Raw genomic sequence first — 16952 nt, forward strand, 5'->3', positions numbered from 1 at the left:
ATTTATTAACTTACCTCTAAAAAGAAAACCAAAGTTATTGTTTTTTTTTCATAAGATAATAAAACAGGGTATTAAACCAAGATCAAATATCTCAAAATCAAGACCAACACCCCATCAGTTACTCTTTTTGTAACTCACAATCGCCCAAACATTAAACACAACAGCAAATCCACACAAAGCATACAACTTCGGCAACAAATCCATCAATCCGCTGCCTTTAAGATAAACAGACCGCATAACCTGTATAAAATAACTCAAAGGGTTGAACTTCGTTATCATCTGCGCCCATTCGGGCATACTGCTGATGGGAGTATATAACCCGCTCAGAAGAATAAGTATCAGCATAAAGAAAAACATAACGAACATAGCCTGCTGCATCGAATCCGAATAGTTAGATATAACAAGCCCCAATCCCGAGACTGTAAGGATGTATACGCTGGCATACAAATAGATTGTCAGCAGATTGCCAACCGGACAAAGTCCATAAACCAAGGCTGATAAGATAAAACAAATACTAAGCACAATAAATCCGATTATCCAATACGGAATCAGTTTTGCAAGAATAAACACGAGCCTGTTTACAGGGGTAACATTCATCTGCTCAATGGTTCCCGCTTCCTTCTCTCCAACAATATTCAAAGCCGGAAGGAAACCCGCAATCATAGTAAGCAGCATCACGGCCAATGCCGGCAGCATAAACACCTTATAATCCATAAATACATTGTACTTATTGTGCGGCTCTATATTTATAACGGGAGTAATGCCCTTATCAACAGTCAGTCCCAGTTCGGCACTTATTTCACTCGCAAAATCATTCATAATAGCAGATAAATAGCCTGATCCGAGACCTCCTTTTGTTCCGTTTACAGCATTCGCCGAAATCATTACATTGGCAGTACCAGTCTTTATCAGATCTTTTTCGAACTCGGGACGAATGTCGAGAATAATATCTGCAGAACCCGATTCGATACTCTTCATTGCTTCGTTATTGGATGCCGAGACATCCTCAAGAATAAAATAGCCGGAAGCAATAACTTTATTTATCAAACGTTCCGAATAAGAACGATGATCGTTATCTACAACAGACAGTTTGATATTCTTTACCTCCTGATTGGCAGCCCAAGGCATAACCAGTATCATCATAACAGGCATCATAAATATCATTCTCGGCAGAAATGAATTTCTCAATATCTGTTTAAATTCTTTTTCTAATAAAAACTTCAACATAAGTAATCAAGGTCTATTATTAATCATTGTATATATAGTAAACAAGTTGACTAGTTAACAAGTATAAAATCGAAAAAAGGTTACAAAAGTGACAGCAGATTTACACATTTTTCATTGTTACTTTATTTCCACATTGGCATATTATCCCATTTGTTATCTATAGATAAAATTCCCATCACAGTCTCTTTTTAAATGTTTTGAGACTAACAAAGAGCAAAACTGAAATCATCAACAGCAGAACGCCAAATTCGTGTATAACATAAATACCGTCTACACCCTGAATCATCAGCTTCTTAATAATGCTTATATACCATCTCGCAGGCATTATACTCGACACCCATTGCAAAACAACCGGCATACTTTCGATAGGGAACATCATACCCGACAAGAGCATGGTAGGCATCATTAATCCCATTCCCGATACGAGCATAGCCGCAACCTGTGTTTCCACTAGATTTGAAATCAGAAGCCCCAAAAGCAATGCCACAAGAATGAACATAAAAGAGGCAAGAAAAATCAAAGGCAAGCTTCCAGCAACAGGCACTTTCAAGACAAATACCGACAACAAAAGAATGGTAATAAGGTTGACAATCGAAAGGGTAAGATAAGGCACTGCTTTAGAGATAATGATAAAAATAGGTCTGATCGGAGATGTCAGCAGAATCTCCATACTCCCTTTTTCCTTCTCTCTCACAATAGCGATAGAAGTCATCATCGCACATATAAGCATCAGTATCAACCCCATCACACCGGGCACAAAGTTATATGCACTCTCCATCTGAGGATTATATAACATCTTTACCTGAGGTACTATCTTTAGATTGGGACTTCCTGACTGCCCGGCTATTTCCTGCTGATACTGCGACAATATATTGGTTATGTAGTTAGTCATTGTCGTAGCCTGATTTGGGTCTGTAGCATCTACAATAACCTGCACAGCAGCTTCTCCTGTATGCAGCATATTGGATTGAAAATCATTTCCGAAAACCAGAACCATACTGGCTTTTCCTTCTCTCAACACCTGCTCTATACGATCGGGGTTATTGAGATTCTCCACCAGCGAAAAATATTCATTTGCCTGAATCTTTTGAATGATTTGCTCTGTAACCGCATCTTTTGACAAGTCGAATACCGCAACCTGAGTATTTTTAACTTCCGTAGTAATGGCAAACCCGAAAAGCAGAATCTGAGCAATAGGCATACCAAGCAATATCAGAATAGTACGGACATCTCTGAATATATGATAAAACTCTTTTTTTACGAATGATAAGAATTGCTTCATATAACTATTAATTATAAGTAACAGAAAGTATTTAATGATATACTTCTAGTTTATAACAGACTTTGGTTGTTTTACTTACCAAAGCAACAAAAAGGTCTGAGACCTAACCATCTGAACGTACCGCACATCGTGCAAACTTCAGAAACACTTCATCCATTGTCTGCGAACCGGTCTGTTCTTTCAGCATTTTAGGGGAATCCAATCCTTCTATTTTACCATCGACCATAATAGATACCCGGTTACAATATTCAGCTTCATCCATATAGTGAGTAGTTACAAATACAGTGATACCTTCATCGACCGCTTCATAGATCATTTCCCAAAACTGACGGCGGGCAGCAGGGTCGACACCTCCGGTAGGCTCATCCAGAAATACAATTTTAGGAGAATGAAAGATCGATACAGAAAAAGCTAATTTCTGTTTCCAGCCTAAAGGCAGATCGCGTACTAATGTTTTTTTTTCAGTGAGAAAACCCAAATGGCTTAATATCCGCTCTGATTTCGATTTTATATCGCTTTCTTTCATGCCATATATCCCACCGAAAAGACGTATATTCTCCCAAACTTTAAGATCCTCATACAACGAAAACTTCTGGCTCATATAACCAATGTTCGCCTTTATTTTTTCCTGTTCGCGGTTGATATCAAATCCGGCTACACGTCCTTCACCTGAGGTCGGATTGCTCAGTCCGCATAACATCCGCATAGCAGTTGTCTTTCCTGCTCCGTTTGCTCCGAGAAAGCCGAATATCTCGCCTTTACCAACTTCGAAGCTAATGTGATCGACAGCTGTAAAGTTTCCGAATTTCTTTGTCAGGTCGGTGGCTTTAATTACTATATCATTCATTTTCTTTCTTTTCGGTTATGAGCATAAAACAATCTTCGATACTAGGTTCAATCGGACGTATACTGATATTGGTATGCCCTTTATCAGACAAATATTTCATTAACCCATTGGCAGACAAAGAGGCATCAACCGTAACATGGTGATTTTCGCCGAATGCAAAACTACTCTTGATCTGTTTATTACTTCTCAGATCGAGAAGAAGATGATACATATTATCCGCCTCAACAGCCCAAAGAATATCATCGAACTTAGATATGATATTTAATGGAGTATCGATATCCAGAAACTGCCCGTTTCTAATAAATGCTATCCGGTCGCAAAGCGAGGCTTCATCCATATACGGAGTAGATACGAGTATAGAAATACCCTGAGATTTCAACTTTCGCAGCATTTCCCAGAATTCTTTTCGAGAAACCGGATCGACTCCGGTCGTAGGCTCATCCAGAAACAACACAGTCGGTCTATGTATAAGGGCACAGCAAAGTGCCAGTTTCTGCTTCATTCCTCCCGACAGCTTTCCTGCCCTGCGTTTTTTGAAAGGCTCAATCTGTTTGTATATATCTTCTATGAGGTGATAATTCTCTTCTATAGTTGTATTGAATATGGTAGCAAAGAATTCGAGATTCTCTTCTATCGTGAGATCTTCATACAAAGAGAACTTTCCGGGCATATAACCTATCTTTTTCCGTATCTGCGTATATTCTTTCACCACGTCACAGCCATCGACTACAGCATTGCCGCTATCGGCCAGCAATAATGTGGTAAGTATACGGAATAGAGTAGTCTTCCCTGCCCCATCGGGTCCTATTATTCCGAATATTTCACCGGCTCTCGTCTCAAAGCTGATATTGCTCAAAGCCGAAACCTGCCCATACTTTTTACAGATATTCTCTACTGTAACCATCGGTTTATTGATCTGTTAACTTAACTTCTCCGTACATCCCTTTTTTGATATAGCCGTCATTTTTAACTTCTATCTTTATGGCATACACAAGGTTCGCACGCTCGTCTCTGGTCTGTATGGTTTTGGGTGTAAATTCCGCTTTGTCTGATATCCATGTAATCTTTCCTGCGTATTCTTTCCTGTCCGATTCTCCCAGATCCGAATATACTTTTACATTCTGTCCTATTTTTGCTGTCGTAAGCTGACTGGCGGTTATATATGCTCTAAGATACATTGTTTCAATATCAGCTATTTTGAATAAAGCTTTGCCCTGTTTCGCCAGTTCTCCCTGCTCGGCATACTTAGCCAGTACCGTTCCTTTGATCGGGCTTGTTATAACCGATTTTGCAATTTGATCTTTCAGCTGAGCAATCTGAGCTTCAAGCGATACACCCTCATCAGTGAGACTGCTGTTTGTATTATTAATTGTTTCATATTGAGCAGCCAGCTGTTTCTCCAGCAATTTGATCTGGGCGTTTATATCATCCAGCTGCTTTTGATTAGCGGCATTGAGTGAAATTAGGTTCTGATAACGTTTTTGCTCTCTTTTCTGAGTCTCGATCTGCTGCTGTAAAGCCGCGATCTGAGTCGCAGGAGTTGTCTTTTTGTTTTTTACACTTCCGATACTTGCTTCCAGTTGATTCTTTTTCAGAAAAAGCTGAAGTGTATCTATCAGCCCAACCTGCTGATTAGGCTCCAGCACATCACCTTCGGTAATATCGAATTGTTTTATCTCTCCATTCCCTTGCGAAGACACTATCACTTCCGTGGTCTCGAAGATACCGGATGCATCGTATTCTAAGCCCTTGTTTCCGCAGGCATACAAATTGAATGCTATAAAAAGTGCAGTCAGATATTTAAGTACTTTCATATTGTTATTACTTAATTGTTGGTTATATATTTCAGATTATATATGGCTTGTATTAATTCTATTTCGTGGACAATTTTATCCTGAATAGATTGTTGTTCGGCATTGACTTCTTTCATCAGTTCCAATACGGAGAGTGTTCCGTTAGCAACTTTAGCTTCTGCCGATTTTTTAACCGATCCTCTTAAAGAGATTATCTTATCATCAGAATTTAAGAGTTCTCTGATCTTTAAAACTTCATTATCATTTTGAGCCCGGTCAAGTCGATTATTAAACAGGAAAGTCTCTCGTTGAGAATCTATCATGCCCCTATTCACTTCGATATTGCTCAGTTTATTTTTCCTTGTATAAAAGCTGCTTAGATTCCAGCTTAAAGAAATACCACCTATGTAATAAGCAGAAAATTTACTTTCAAGCATATTTAGCCCCGGACGCCCGTATCCTCCGGTTGCAAAAGCATTGAATTTTGGCATCAAAGATGAGTTGATTTCTTTTTTCTGAGCATCCAGATTATGATATTGGGCTTCATACATTGCCAGTTCGGGACGTTGACTTCCGGAAGAGTATAACTGATCTGGATTCGGTCTGATCAGTTGAGTATTTTCTCCTATCTCCTCCCCAGTCAGAACAGAAAGCATCTCGCAATAAGCCTTTTTACTGTGATACAATGAGGTTCTGTTCTGCCTGTTTTTTATCTGCTCTACCTCAATTGCATCTAAATCGGCCTGATTGGCTATGCCATTTTGCATATAAGCAGAAACCTGATTATAGTTTCGTTGCAACTCAGCGTCATAAAGTCCATTTTGACGGAGCATTTCATTCTGCAGAAGTATTCCGAGAAACAGCTGATTAACCCTGTCACGTATAGAATACATCGTAACCTCCAGGCTTTTTTTATCTATTTCGGACTGGCTTCTGATGCTTTCTTTCTGGGCTTTGATAGCTCCTCCGTCCCAGATACTCTGGTTTACATCCAGTGTTGCACTATACTGGTCTTTCTTCATTCCTTTGATGCCGGGAATATCTACGGGAATCTTTGTCACTCCGGACTGATAAGTCCCCTTTGCCGACAACTGAACCTGAGGCAAATAACCTTTTTCGACATTAGACAAATTATAGTCCTTCGCCTTCTCTATCAAACCATATTGCTTAATAAGCGGATAGTTTGCTTCTGCTTTTTTATAACATTCTTCGATGCTCAATTGTGCATATCCCGAGCAGGATATAACAGCCAAAGAAAGCAATATCAACACTCGACACTTCATAATCTATTGTTATTTAATTCTTTTATTTAAGCTCTCAAAACCTTTTTGTTGACACCCCGGACAAACAAATATGATTAACAATTTTGTTAATAAAAAGATAAAAAAATTACAACTGCAACCTGTTCAAAATTATTTCAACATTTACCTGCTTACGGTGTTCCAAAAAACGCAAGAACTGATCTTCATCCAACTCTAATATCCCTAGTACCAACGGCTTTCCGATAAAAACAAAAATATTAAGAGAGACAATGCTAAAAAGCAAATCGTAAGCATCGATATAACGGATTGTGCCTTTCTCCACCTCATTGTCAATTTCCTGCTTCAGGCTATCACGAATGGCTTTTGCCTTTTCTTTGATAACATTCACAAATAATGTTCTCAGCCTGTCATCATGGGCTATTTCATTAAAAATAAAATTAGGGAGTCCTGGATTCTTTGCCAATAAATCGAAGTGATCCTCAATCCCCTTTTTAATCTTTTCGAGAAATGGAAGATCCATCGTAAAAGAAAAAAGTAATACTTCAGACATCAGCTTAGCCTTTTTCTTAAACACAACTTCAAACAAATTTTCCTTAGTCCGAAAATAATAATGCAGCATAGCATGGTTTACACCTGCCCTCTTTGCAATCTCGGTAGTACGGGATTTACCGTAGCCTTTTTCGATAAATTCGGCTTCGGCTGCTTCTAAGATAAGTTTTTCGCTATCTGTTTCTTTTATCGACATATTTGCTTCGGCTATTATCTAATTTGATTAACAAAATTGTTAGACAATACAAATATGAGAATATTTCCGGAATAAAAAAATAAAATTCAAAATATTTCGGCTATCTATTATAATAGATATGATGGATTATGCCATCGACCAGCCCTACCTTAGGCGCATATATCTCATTGATTTTACAGGACTTGCATATTGTTGAAAATATTTTCATAGCCGGAACGATTACATCCGCCCTGTATGATTTTAGTTTATAATTAAGAATCCGTTCTTCATAGCTCATTTCTTTCATCGCGTCATATAATATTTTCAGTTCGGTAGCCCCAATATATTCACCATCCCGTTTACCCAATATTTTATGAACCTTATTGATATTTCCTCCCGAAGCAATTATACTCAACGGATAATACTGATCGTAAATCTCTTGCAACCTCGATTTAAATCTTCCTTTTTCCTTTTTCTCTACAGTATCCGTAAGCATCCTTACCGTTCCCAACTGAAACGATTCGGAAAACAACTTCTGATAATTACTATATAAAATAATTTCGGTACTGCCCCCTCCCACATCTACATACAGGTAATTGCGGTCACGATCCATCACCTTATCCAGTCCTCCGGCTTCAAATATAATATCACCTTCCTCCTGTCCGCTTATAATTTCAACATCTATATTACAATGCGATTTTATGTAATCTACAATTTCGGAGCCATTTGCGGCATCCCTCATAGCACTTGTCGCACAAGCTCTGTATCGGGATACTTTATAAGCCCTGATTATATATGAAAATCCGGTTAAAGCATCTACCAGCAATTGCCGTTTTTCTTCACTAATCACTCCTTTTGTAAAAACATCCTCGCCTAACCGGATGGGAACACGCAGGAACGCTGCTTTTTTAAAATCCGAAACGCCTCCGTTATTATCAACACTGCTAATCAATAGCCTGATTGCATTGGAGCCGATATCAATAGCAGCCAGTGTCTCTGTCTTCATACATTTTTTTATAAAAATCATACAACATAATCTGCGATCTGTTTTTTTGATCACCGATTCTTTCTATATAGGAATTCTGATCAGGCGAGTTTAAGTCACGTGACTTTACATTGTCCGACCACTGAATATCAAAGAAGGATTTCAATGTCTCCTTCACTTTGACATCCAGAACAGGAATACCGACTTCGACTCTCCGGTCGAGATTACGCGTCATCCAGTCTGCACTCAGAATAAAGACTTCTTCTTTTCCTCCATTTCCGAATATAACCAAGCGGGCATGTTCGAGATACTTGTCCACAATACTGATTGCCTTTATGTTTTCACTCTTTGTTTTTATGCAACACGCACCTCTTATGATAAGCCTTATCTTCACTCCTTCATCCGCAGCTTTATAAAGCAGCTTTATGATATTTTCGTCAGTCAGGCTGTTAAATTTGGCATAAATATATGCATTGATTCCTTTCTTCGCATTCTTGATCTCATTTTCGATCAGTTGCTCAAACTGCCTTCTCATATAATAGGGGGAAACCATCAATCGATCGCATTGAAAATGTTTATGTGTATTTTCCAAGAAATCGAAAACCCGTCTGGTATCGGCAACAATCGCTTTTTCGGCTGTAAACAAACCAAAATCGCCATAGACCAATGCTGTCGATTCATTGAAATTACCGGTTCCGACATAGACATATCCCTTTACTTCCTTTCTTTCGGCTCTCTCAACCAACACCAGTTTACTATGTACTTTCAACCCGTCTGCTCCGTGTATAACTTTAACTCCGGCTTTTTGTAGTAATTCGGTATTCTCAACATTTTGTTCTTCATCAAATCTAGCAAAAAGCTCAAGAACTGCAGTCACCCTTTTTCCGTTTTTCGCGGCATTCACCAGCGCATTGATCACTTTCGAATGTTCGGCAGTCCGGTACAGGGTTATCGATATACTTTCGACTTTGGGGTCGATCGCAGCCTCTCTCAGGAAATCAATAAAATGATTAAATGTATGGTAAGGATAATTAAGAAGAATATCTTTTTTCTTTACAACAGTCAAGATACTCGAACTGGGCTTAATGCCATTATGTATGAGCGGTGTTGGATTAATATACTCGAGATCCGGTCTTATTTTCGGAAATTTCATCAGATCCTTTTTCAAATGATACCGCTCTCCCGCCTCACAGCTGTCATCATCTTTCAGCTTCAGTTTTGAAATAATAATCCCCAACAGATCTTCCGGCATTTCTTTATCATAAATCAGTCGTACAGGCTGTCCGTGCATTCTGTTTTCGAGCCCATCTTCCATTTTCTCTATCAGACTTTTCGATACATCATCATCAACAGTGAGCAGGGCATCTCTTGTCAGCTTGAAAGTATATGCCGAAATCTCAGTATAATTAAACATAAAGAAGATATGATCAAGACACAACCGTATGATATCATCCAAAAAGATAATATCATTGAGCCCTTTCTCAGACGGAAGTTCTATGAATCTGGGGCAATTGTTACTTACAGGAATCTGAATTATAGCATACTTAGTATCTTCTTTATTCTTATTCTGCATCTTTACAGCATGGTATATATTGCTGTCGGTAAGAAACGGGATGGCTGTTCTTTTTCTGATAATAAGAGGTACAAGCCGAGGACTTATTATCCGTGAAAAATAATCGCGGCAATAAGCCTCTTGTTTTTTAGTTAATTGTTTTTCATTGAGCATATATATACCATGCTCCTCCATCTCTAATATAATCTCATTATATATTTTGTCGAACTTCAATTGCGATTCGGCTATCTTCGATTTTATTTTGATGAGCAAATCACGGGGAGTATAGTTTCCCGAAAACAAAGGAACTTTCTTTCCTTTAATCTGGCTTAACCTTATAACATTAGCAACCCGGACTTTTATAAATTCATCCAGATTATTCGAGAATATACCTAAAAAACGTAATCGCTGTAATAGAGGAACTGTTTTGTCCTGAGCCTCTTGCAACACCCGGTTATTAAAATTCAACCAGCTTAAATCTCTGTTATTAATCATATCTATTCTAATACAACACACAAGTTTGTATCACAAAAGAATAAATACATTATAACGAAACGGTGACGAATTGATAAAGAAACAGATAACAAGCACAAAACACGAGTTTGACTCTGCTCTCTGGTGTTGAAACATCAAACCATGAGGTCAACAACAAACCCTTCATGTCCTCTTATATTAAACACAAAATTATTGTCGAACATCAGATACTGACCTTTTATACCGATAAGAGTTCCTTCAAATTCAGGAACTTTTTTAAGGGTAACAGAATTCACTTTCGATGGATATTCCCGGATAGGATATTCGAGATGCAACACTTGATTGTCTTGTTCAATATAGCAGGACAAGTCTTGTGGTACGAAACTCAACATTTCATCTTTCTTTTCCACCAGATCAGAATAAGGAACATTCTCCTTCAGCATTTTCCGATAGTTGGTTTTATCAGCCATATGTTGTTTCAGGGCAACTTCTATGAGTCCTGCCTGATATCGGTTTTCAGTCTCTGCCAATCGAATAGTATATTCGGCTCCCTGATCTATCCAACGGGTAGGCAGCTGGGATAATCGTGTAACTCCCACTTTGAGACCTCCCGAATTAGCCAGATATACGATATGAGGTTGCAATTGCGCCAAAGCTTCAACTTCCAGATCACGGTCTGCTTTCCCTAAATGAGCTGTGGATAATTCGGGTCTGACGATCCATCCTCCGGCATGAGGGGATGTAAAGTAGCAGTTTTTGCAAAATCCCATTGCAAAAATCTCTTTCTTTTTTCCGCACTCAATACATTGACAATAGTCGAACTTCACCCTTATTTTATTCCCCAGCAATTGATTCATATCAATCACATCTTCACCCAAATGCAAATAGTATTGAATAGGCGTACCGTATTGGGTTTCCATTTTAGTCAAAAGACCTGAGAATCTCATAATCGATTATTTTAGTTACAACAAAAATACAAAGAGCCTATATAATAACAAACCCGGTTTAATATTAAACCGGGTTATTCCTAAGTATTCTTATTTATTTTAAGATCTCAGACCTATTTATCGACTTTACAAGTACAACAGCAAGAACTTGTTATCACAGTAAAACACGTCATAGAATACTTTCAGTTACTTATTTTTCACTTCAATATTGAGGATTGCGCTTTTCAAACCTTTAGCCTTAGCCTCAAAAACAGCTGTGCCTGCATACTCTCCAGCCTGAACAATTGCAGTAAGTTGTCCGCTGAATGCATGCATCTTGGGCAGATGAAATAAATCCAAACTAGTAGCATCTCCATTGGCTGAAGCCCTGTATCTACCTGCTCCTTTTACAGTGAATTCAATTAAACGGCTATCATCCGGACAAAGGTTTCCGTCTTTATCAACAACGCGTACTGTAATATAAGCCAGATCCTTTCCATCGGCAGAAATACTGTCACGATCAACCACCAATTCGATATGATGGGGAGCTCCGGCAGTACGAACGATTTTCGTTTCGGCAATATTCCCTTTACTGTCATAAGCTACCACCTTTACTTCGCCCGGTTCGTATATAGCATCCATCCACATCAAACGATAACGGTTTTGAAGGGTTGTATTATTTTTCTCCTGACGTCCATAACTCTTTCCGTTGATGAACAATTCGGCACTCGGATAATTAGTATATGCGAATACCGGAGTTTTTTGTCCTTCGCGACCTTTCCAATTCCAATGAGGTAAGATGTGCAATGTATTATCAGTTTTATTCCACACACTTCTGTACAAGTAATAACGGTCTTTAGGAATACTTGCCAGATCAATAATACCAAACAGCGAACTATGGCTGGGCCATGCATCTGTATCATACGGTGAGGGCTCTCCTAAGTAATCGAATCCCGTCCAAACGAATTGCCCCATTGTCCACTCATAATCATCTGCCAATGCAAAATCATCATCGGGCAGATTAGACCAATTACAATACTCAAAATCATAAGACGAAGATTGATGATCATCATACAAAGCATCTGCTTTTTTCTCTACCGGAAATTTATATACTCCTCGAGAACTGACTGTAGATGCGGTCTCTGATCCTAACACCAAATTCTGTGGCAGTTTTGCATAAGACTCGACATAGCGATGTGCACGATAGTTCAGTCCGGGCACATCAATCATCGCCCCGAATCCATTACTCAATATACAAGTAACCTGATCCATACCACAAGTAACTGGACGTGTCGGATCTTCGCGATGACAAATATCTTGTAAAAACGAAGCAACCTTATACCCTTCGGCACTACATTGAGTAGGCACTTCGTTACCGATACTCCACATTACTACACTTGCATTGTTACGGTAGTTGCGCAGCATATTTACCATATCTTTTTCAGCCCATTCATTGAAGAATCTGTGATATCCGTTTTTACATTTAGCAATATCCCATTCGTCAAACGGTTCCACCATCATCATGAATCCCATTTCATCGCAAAGAGCGACTAATTCGGGTGCAGGCATATTATGAGCCGTACGGATGGCATCGCACCCCATATCTTTAAGCATAGTCAATTGACGGCGTAATGCGGCAACATTGATAGCTGCACCAAGAGGACCTAAATCGTGATGATTACAAACGCCCTGAAATTTTCGGCGTTCGCCGTTCAGGAAGAACCCCTTATCAGCTATAACTTTGATATCACGTATCCCGAATCGGGTTGTATATTCATCAACCTGCTTATCTCCTACATAAACTTTCGATACAGCATGATATAAATAAGGACTTTCGGGTGACCATAAATGAGGATTATCGACAATCAGATTTTGCTCGAAAGGTTTCCCATGATTTATCTTCAATGTATTATCTTTCGCTGAAACGACTTTACCGGTTGCATCTTTTATTTCGGTCAAGATACGTACATCCTCATTTTCGCTGTTCTCGATTTCTGTTTTCAACTTAACAGATGCATATTCTTTCGAAACATAGGGTGTAGTTATATATGTACCCCACACCGGTACATGCACCTTATTGGTCACTACGACATGAACATTACGATATAATCCTGCTCCCGGATACCAACGTGACGATTGTGGTTTGTTCTCCAATCGAACAGCCACAATATTGTTCTTACCGTCGGCATTGAGCAGGTCTGTAACATCACAATGAAAAGAGTTATACCCAAAAGGCCAGAAGATAGCCTCTTTTCCGTTTACATATACACGGGCTTCACTCATTGCTCCATCAAACAAAAGAGTTACACGTTTATCATCTTTCTTGAAATTATCCACATCAAATGAGCGCCTGTACCACCCGATACCTACATAGGGAAGACCGCCTGACCGCCCTGTCTTTACAGAAGCAACGGTTTCTCCGTTTTGCGTAACAGCAACTTCCTGAAGATCGTGTTTCCGATCGAAAGGACCGAATATTGCCCAATCGTGAGGTATCGTTACAGACTCCCAAGCCTTGTCATCGAATCCTACCTGACTTGCATTATCAAAATCGCCTTTGCTGAACTTCCACCCTTTTTCTAGCAAAAATTCACTTCTCACCGATTGAGAATTAATATTGCTGCAAAAGAATAAAACCAAACAAATAGACGTGAAATATTTAATCATAATTTACCAGTTTTCGTTTCTATAAAGTTACATATTTCTACATAGAAAGTGACAACCATATCAACTTTGTCACTTTTTCAAAACAGCAAAACTCCTCTTATTCGGAATCTTACACAACCAAAAAGTGACAAAGGTTACAAAATTGACACTATTTTTAGAATTCTTCTTTTCTTCTCTTGAAATAATATTTAACGGATTCCGTAGGGTCGAAAGATTATTCGCCCCTACATTTATTTCAATCATTCAAAGACTTTCGTCTTATAGATAATATTTTCAAAATCTATTCTTTAAGTCACAGACCTATTTATTTGCCCATCCAAGTATAACAGCCATTGATAGTTATAACTTTAAAATGCGACATTAAATACTTTCCGTTACTTAAATGCATCAAGGGCAACCGTAGGTTTTCCTGTATTATCAAATGCCCCCAAAGTATAAGCGTTCCAACCGTTATAAGCCTGAGGTTCCCAATAAAATATGCCTAAACATTTATCGTTAGCCACAGCTTTTATTTTAGCCACAAGATCTGTGAGAAATTCTTTGCAATCCTCTGCCCCATCCCAAGGCATACCCACTTCGCAAAGCATAATATCCGATCCATAACGGCTTATCATATCGTTTATATTGGCAAGACATGCAGTGTTCATCTCCTTCCATGTATCGGCCTGAGGATAAAGAGACATCCCTATCACATCCCATTTACCTCCGTTTGCTTTTAAGCCATCAAATAACCAACGAAACATTTCGTTATCATCCCCACTTTGCAGGTGTACGATCACTTTAGCATCCGGAAAAACTCCCTTAACAGCATCATATCCTGCATTGGTCAACTGGGCATATTGAGCCATATTATCGGTAGCTTTACCGTCTTCCCACAGCATACCATTACCTGTTTCGTTTCCGACCTGAACCCATTCTGGTGTAATACTCAGATCCTTTAGAGCTTGTAATACTTCTGTTGTATGAGAAGCAACTGCAGTTTTCAGTTCATCAAAAGAAAGATTCTGCCAAGCTGCAGGCTTTGTTTGTTTTCCGGGATCAGCCCAAGTATCGCTATAATGAAAATCGACCATAACACGCATGCCCAAAGCATTTGCCCGCCAGGCTTTCACCAGCATATCGCTCTTGTTGCACCAACCATCAGTAGGATTAACCCACACACGAAGCCTGATAGAGTTCACTCCCAAATCGCGAAGCAAGGTCATACATTCGGTTTCACGTCCTGCAGAGTTATAAAATTTCAAACCCGACTTTTCCATTTCGGTCAGCCAACTCACATCTGCACCTTTTGCAAAACCTGTCATATCATATGAAGGCTGCTCTTTTCCTCCGTTATTATCATCGTCACTGCATGCGGTGAATGAAAATAACATCGAGGTTATAGCTATTAAAATATATTTCAATTTCATATTATTCTGTTCTTTAGTTATTTATCGACCGACTATGCAATACATAGTCGGTTATATACATATCATTTAGTGATACTATATGTACCTTTTATCAGATTCACCGTCATTTTATAAGTACCGGCAGCCAAAGTTTTATCTTCAGTCAGGTTATTTCCCTTATAACTCAGTTTACCATTAGATCCTCCGAAATAATGATTCCATGAAATATCTAAATGTATCTGAAATCCGTACTGCGAAGCTTTCGTTATTGTTACATTACCGCTATATTCTCCGGTATTAGAGGTTGCGGAAAGAACTGTCGAGAAATCCCACAACTCATTCAATCCGGATACATATATACTGCTGCCAACCGCAGATAATTTGTAAGTCAATGCTTTCATTGATACATCAAAAAGATATAAGCCAGCTGTAGGTGCAGGAATGCTGGTTGATCCTCCGGATACTAAAGTACCGGAAAATGCATCTCCCGAAGCCTGTTTATAAGCACTATCCCAATTATCTTTCTCTGTATAGACCCCATATCCCCAAAGAGAGTTGACATTAATAACACCGGCATATGCAAGATCATCTTCATTGTATAAATTCAGGAAATTATCAAAAGTCCAACTTCCCCCGTTAATACCGTCATCTATACCGGATAAATATAAATAGCTGCTCACCTCTACAGGGCCGGAAGATCCCGAAACAACTTCACATTTCCATTCTTTGGGATTACTTAAATCCACAGTCAACGCATATTCTCCGGCAGCCGGAACAGCCACTGCTATTTCTCCTGCCTGAGCAGACAAAGCCAAAGATGTTCCACTTTGAGAGAACGCAACCGAAGTCGTAACCGGAGCACTGTCTCCTGTCGAATAATCGTATTGTTTACCTGTTCCGTTCAGTTTCAGTTTTAATGTTTTTGCTGTTGCAGCATTGATAGTAGTAGTCCATTTCAGATTAGCTCTGTCGAATACCATCTCGGCATTTACATCTCCGCTAACTGTCAAAGTAGGAATAAGTAATGCAGACCAAACTTTTTTCGGTGTATTTACTTCAACATAATAACAACCACCTTCTCCGGGGAACCAGAAATTCCAACGCTTGTCTGTATCATTTTCAGAAGACATAAGAAAAGCAGTTCCATCTACACCATCATTACCCCATATAGTACCATCACCTTCTTTCAAATAGTAATTATACCATGCTGTAGCTCCCATAAATCCGGAATAAACACCGTTTGATGCAGCAGAATACAAATAACCTCCGGTTTCTTCCATTTTACTGTTCAGAATATAGCCATTCGACATATCGATGGTATAAGAAGTTACTTTTACTTCCACTACATTACTGTAAACAGGATCTATATTATTACCGATACTTCCCTTCAGTCTGAAATAAAGAACAGTCGACACACCGCCCTCTACCGATAGATTTTTAGTTACAGTATTCAGTTCGGCTCCCGTATAAGCCTTTGATGTAGTTGTTTCTAGAGATTCTACTACATTCGAAGAGAAATCGCTTTCGGTCGAAACCTGTATATAAGTAGTCAGGATATCGGGGACATCCATATTCGGATTATTGATCGACAATGTGCTGTTGCTCCAAGCCAAAGACAAAGCCAGCTGTTTGGATGTCTCCTGAGTGAGTTTCACTTCATTTTCCATAGCAACCAACTTGCCGCCCTCTAAACCGGAAAGCAGAATATTATCTCCATCTTTATCGCAAGATGCAGCTAATAAGACCATCATCAGCATAGCACAGATAGTCTTCATTGCTCTTAGTGCTTTCATATATTTTTGTTTCATTTTATTAATCAATATAT

The 16952-nt window shown here is 39.0% G+C and carries 12 protein-coding genes and 1 pseudogene; all 13 read right to left on the reverse strand.

From position 1 onward, the window contains the following. Positions 1 to 114 precede the first annotated feature (114 nt). A complete protein-coding gene (locus tag K322_RS0110185; protein WP_026626795.1) occupies positions 115 to 1227 on the reverse strand; it encodes an ABC transporter permease in 1113 nt (370 codons plus the stop codon). Between the two features lie 175 nt (positions 1228 to 1402). Continuing rightward, entirely contained in the window at positions 1403 to 2509 is a 1107-nt protein-coding gene (locus K322_RS0110190) for an ABC transporter permease (protein WP_026626796.1), read from the reverse strand. Positions 2510 to 2612: 103 nt separating this feature from the next. Then, positions 2613 to 3344 (reverse strand): annotated as a pseudogene (locus tag K322_RS0110195) (ABC transporter ATP-binding protein); the annotation flags it as partial. A gap of 4 nt (positions 3345 to 3348) precedes the next feature. Continuing rightward, entirely contained in the window at positions 3349 to 4260 is a 912-nt protein-coding gene (locus K322_RS0110200) for an ABC transporter ATP-binding protein (RefSeq protein WP_035331863.1), read from the reverse strand. 4 nt (positions 4261 to 4264) lie between these two features. Beyond that, entirely contained in the window at positions 4265 to 5170 is a 906-nt protein-coding gene (locus K322_RS0110205; protein ID WP_026626799.1) for an HlyD family secretion protein, read from the reverse strand. 11 nt (positions 5171 to 5181) lie between these two features. Beyond that, positions 5182 to 6432, reverse strand: coding sequence for a TolC family protein (locus tag K322_RS0110210; protein ID WP_026626800.1), 1251 nt, complete (start codon positions 6430 to 6432; stop codon positions 5182 to 5184). Positions 6433 to 6538: 106 nt separating this feature from the next. Then, complete coding sequence (locus K322_RS0110215) at positions 6539 to 7156, reverse strand: TetR/AcrR family transcriptional regulator (RefSeq protein WP_026626801.1); 618 nt, start codon at positions 7154 to 7156, stop codon at positions 6539 to 6541. A 100-nt stretch (positions 7157 to 7256) separates the two neighbouring features. Further along, the gene (locus K322_RS0110220) at positions 7257 to 8141 is read right to left on the reverse strand and encodes a Ppx/GppA phosphatase family protein (protein ID WP_026626802.1); all 885 of its coding nucleotides are present in this window, start codon (positions 8139 to 8141) and stop codon (positions 7257 to 7259) included. Then, on the reverse strand, positions 8113 to 10167 hold the full coding sequence (gene ppk1, locus K322_RS0110225) for a polyphosphate kinase 1 (protein ID WP_026626803.1): 2055 nt from the start codon (positions 10165 to 10167) through the stop codon (positions 8113 to 8115). The genes K322_RS0110220 and ppk1 overlap by 29 nt, the downstream gene beginning before the upstream one ends. Before the next feature lie 134 nt (positions 10168 to 10301). Further along, complete coding sequence (locus tag K322_RS0110230; protein ID WP_026626804.1) at positions 10302 to 11093, reverse strand: DUF2797 domain-containing protein; 792 nt, start codon at positions 11091 to 11093, stop codon at positions 10302 to 10304. A 186-nt stretch (positions 11094 to 11279) separates the two neighbouring features. Further along, a complete protein-coding gene (locus tag K322_RS0110235) occupies positions 11280 to 13739 on the reverse strand; it encodes a DUF4982 domain-containing protein (protein ID WP_051290750.1) in 2460 nt (819 codons plus the stop codon). Positions 13740 to 14113: 374 nt separating this feature from the next. Continuing rightward, positions 14114 to 15148, reverse strand: a complete 1035-nt coding sequence (locus tag K322_RS0110245) for a glycoside hydrolase family 53 protein (protein WP_026626806.1) — start codon at positions 15146 to 15148, stop codon at positions 14114 to 14116. Positions 15149 to 15210: 62 nt separating this feature from the next. Further along, the gene (locus tag K322_RS0110250; RefSeq protein ID WP_084158562.1) at positions 15211 to 16920 is read right to left on the reverse strand and encodes a DUF5114 domain-containing protein; all 1710 of its coding nucleotides are present in this window, start codon (positions 16918 to 16920) and stop codon (positions 15211 to 15213) included. Between the last annotated feature and the right edge of the window lie 32 nt (positions 16921 to 16952).

Source organism: Indolivaga capnocytophagoides DSM 22835 (assembly GCF_000426485.1).
Classification (GTDB): domain Bacteria; phylum Bacteroidota; class Bacteroidia; order Bacteroidales; family Dysgonomonadaceae; genus Dysgonomonas_A; species Dysgonomonas_A capnocytophagoides.

Bases quoted from the DNA above. Each gene is read 5' to 3' on its own strand.
- K322_RS0110235 (WP_051290750.1), bottom strand. From the start codon at position 13,739: ATGATTAAATATTTCACGTCTATTTGTTTGGTTTTATTCTTTTGCAGC.
- ppk1 (WP_026626803.1), bottom strand. From the start codon at position 10,167: ATGATTAATAACAGAGATTTAAGCTGGTTGAATTTTAATAACCGGGTG.
- K322_RS0110185 (WP_026626795.1), bottom strand. From the start codon at position 1,227: ATGTTGAAGTTTTTATTAGAAAAAGAATTTAAACAGATATTGAGAAAT.
- K322_RS0110190 (WP_026626796.1), bottom strand. From the start codon at position 2,509: ATGAAGCAATTCTTATCATTCGTAAAAAAAGAGTTTTATCATATATTC.
- K322_RS0110250 (WP_084158562.1), bottom strand. From the start codon at position 16,920: ATGAAAGCACTAAGAGCAATGAAGACTATCTGTGCTATGCTGATGATG.
- K322_RS0110245 (WP_026626806.1), bottom strand. From the start codon at position 15,148: ATGAAATTGAAATATATTTTAATAGCTATAACCTCGATGTTATTTTCA.
- K322_RS0110220 (WP_026626802.1), bottom strand. From the start codon at position 8,141: ATGAAGACAGAGACACTGGCTGCTATTGATATCGGCTCCAATGCAATC.
- K322_RS0110210 (WP_026626800.1), bottom strand. From the start codon at position 6,432: ATGAAGTGTCGAGTGTTGATATTGCTTTCTTTGGCTGTTATATCCTGC.
- K322_RS0110200 (WP_035331863.1), bottom strand. From the start codon at position 4,260: ATGGTTACAGTAGAGAATATCTGTAAAAAGTATGGGCAGGTTTCGGCT.
- K322_RS0110230 (WP_026626804.1), bottom strand. From the start codon at position 11,093: ATGAGATTCTCAGGTCTTTTGACTAAAATGGAAACCCAATACGGTACG.
- K322_RS0110215 (WP_026626801.1), bottom strand. From the start codon at position 7,156: ATGTCGATAAAAGAAACAGATAGCGAAAAACTTATCTTAGAAGCAGCC.
- K322_RS0110205 (WP_026626799.1), bottom strand. From the start codon at position 5,170: ATGAAAGTACTTAAATATCTGACTGCACTTTTTATAGCATTCAATTTG.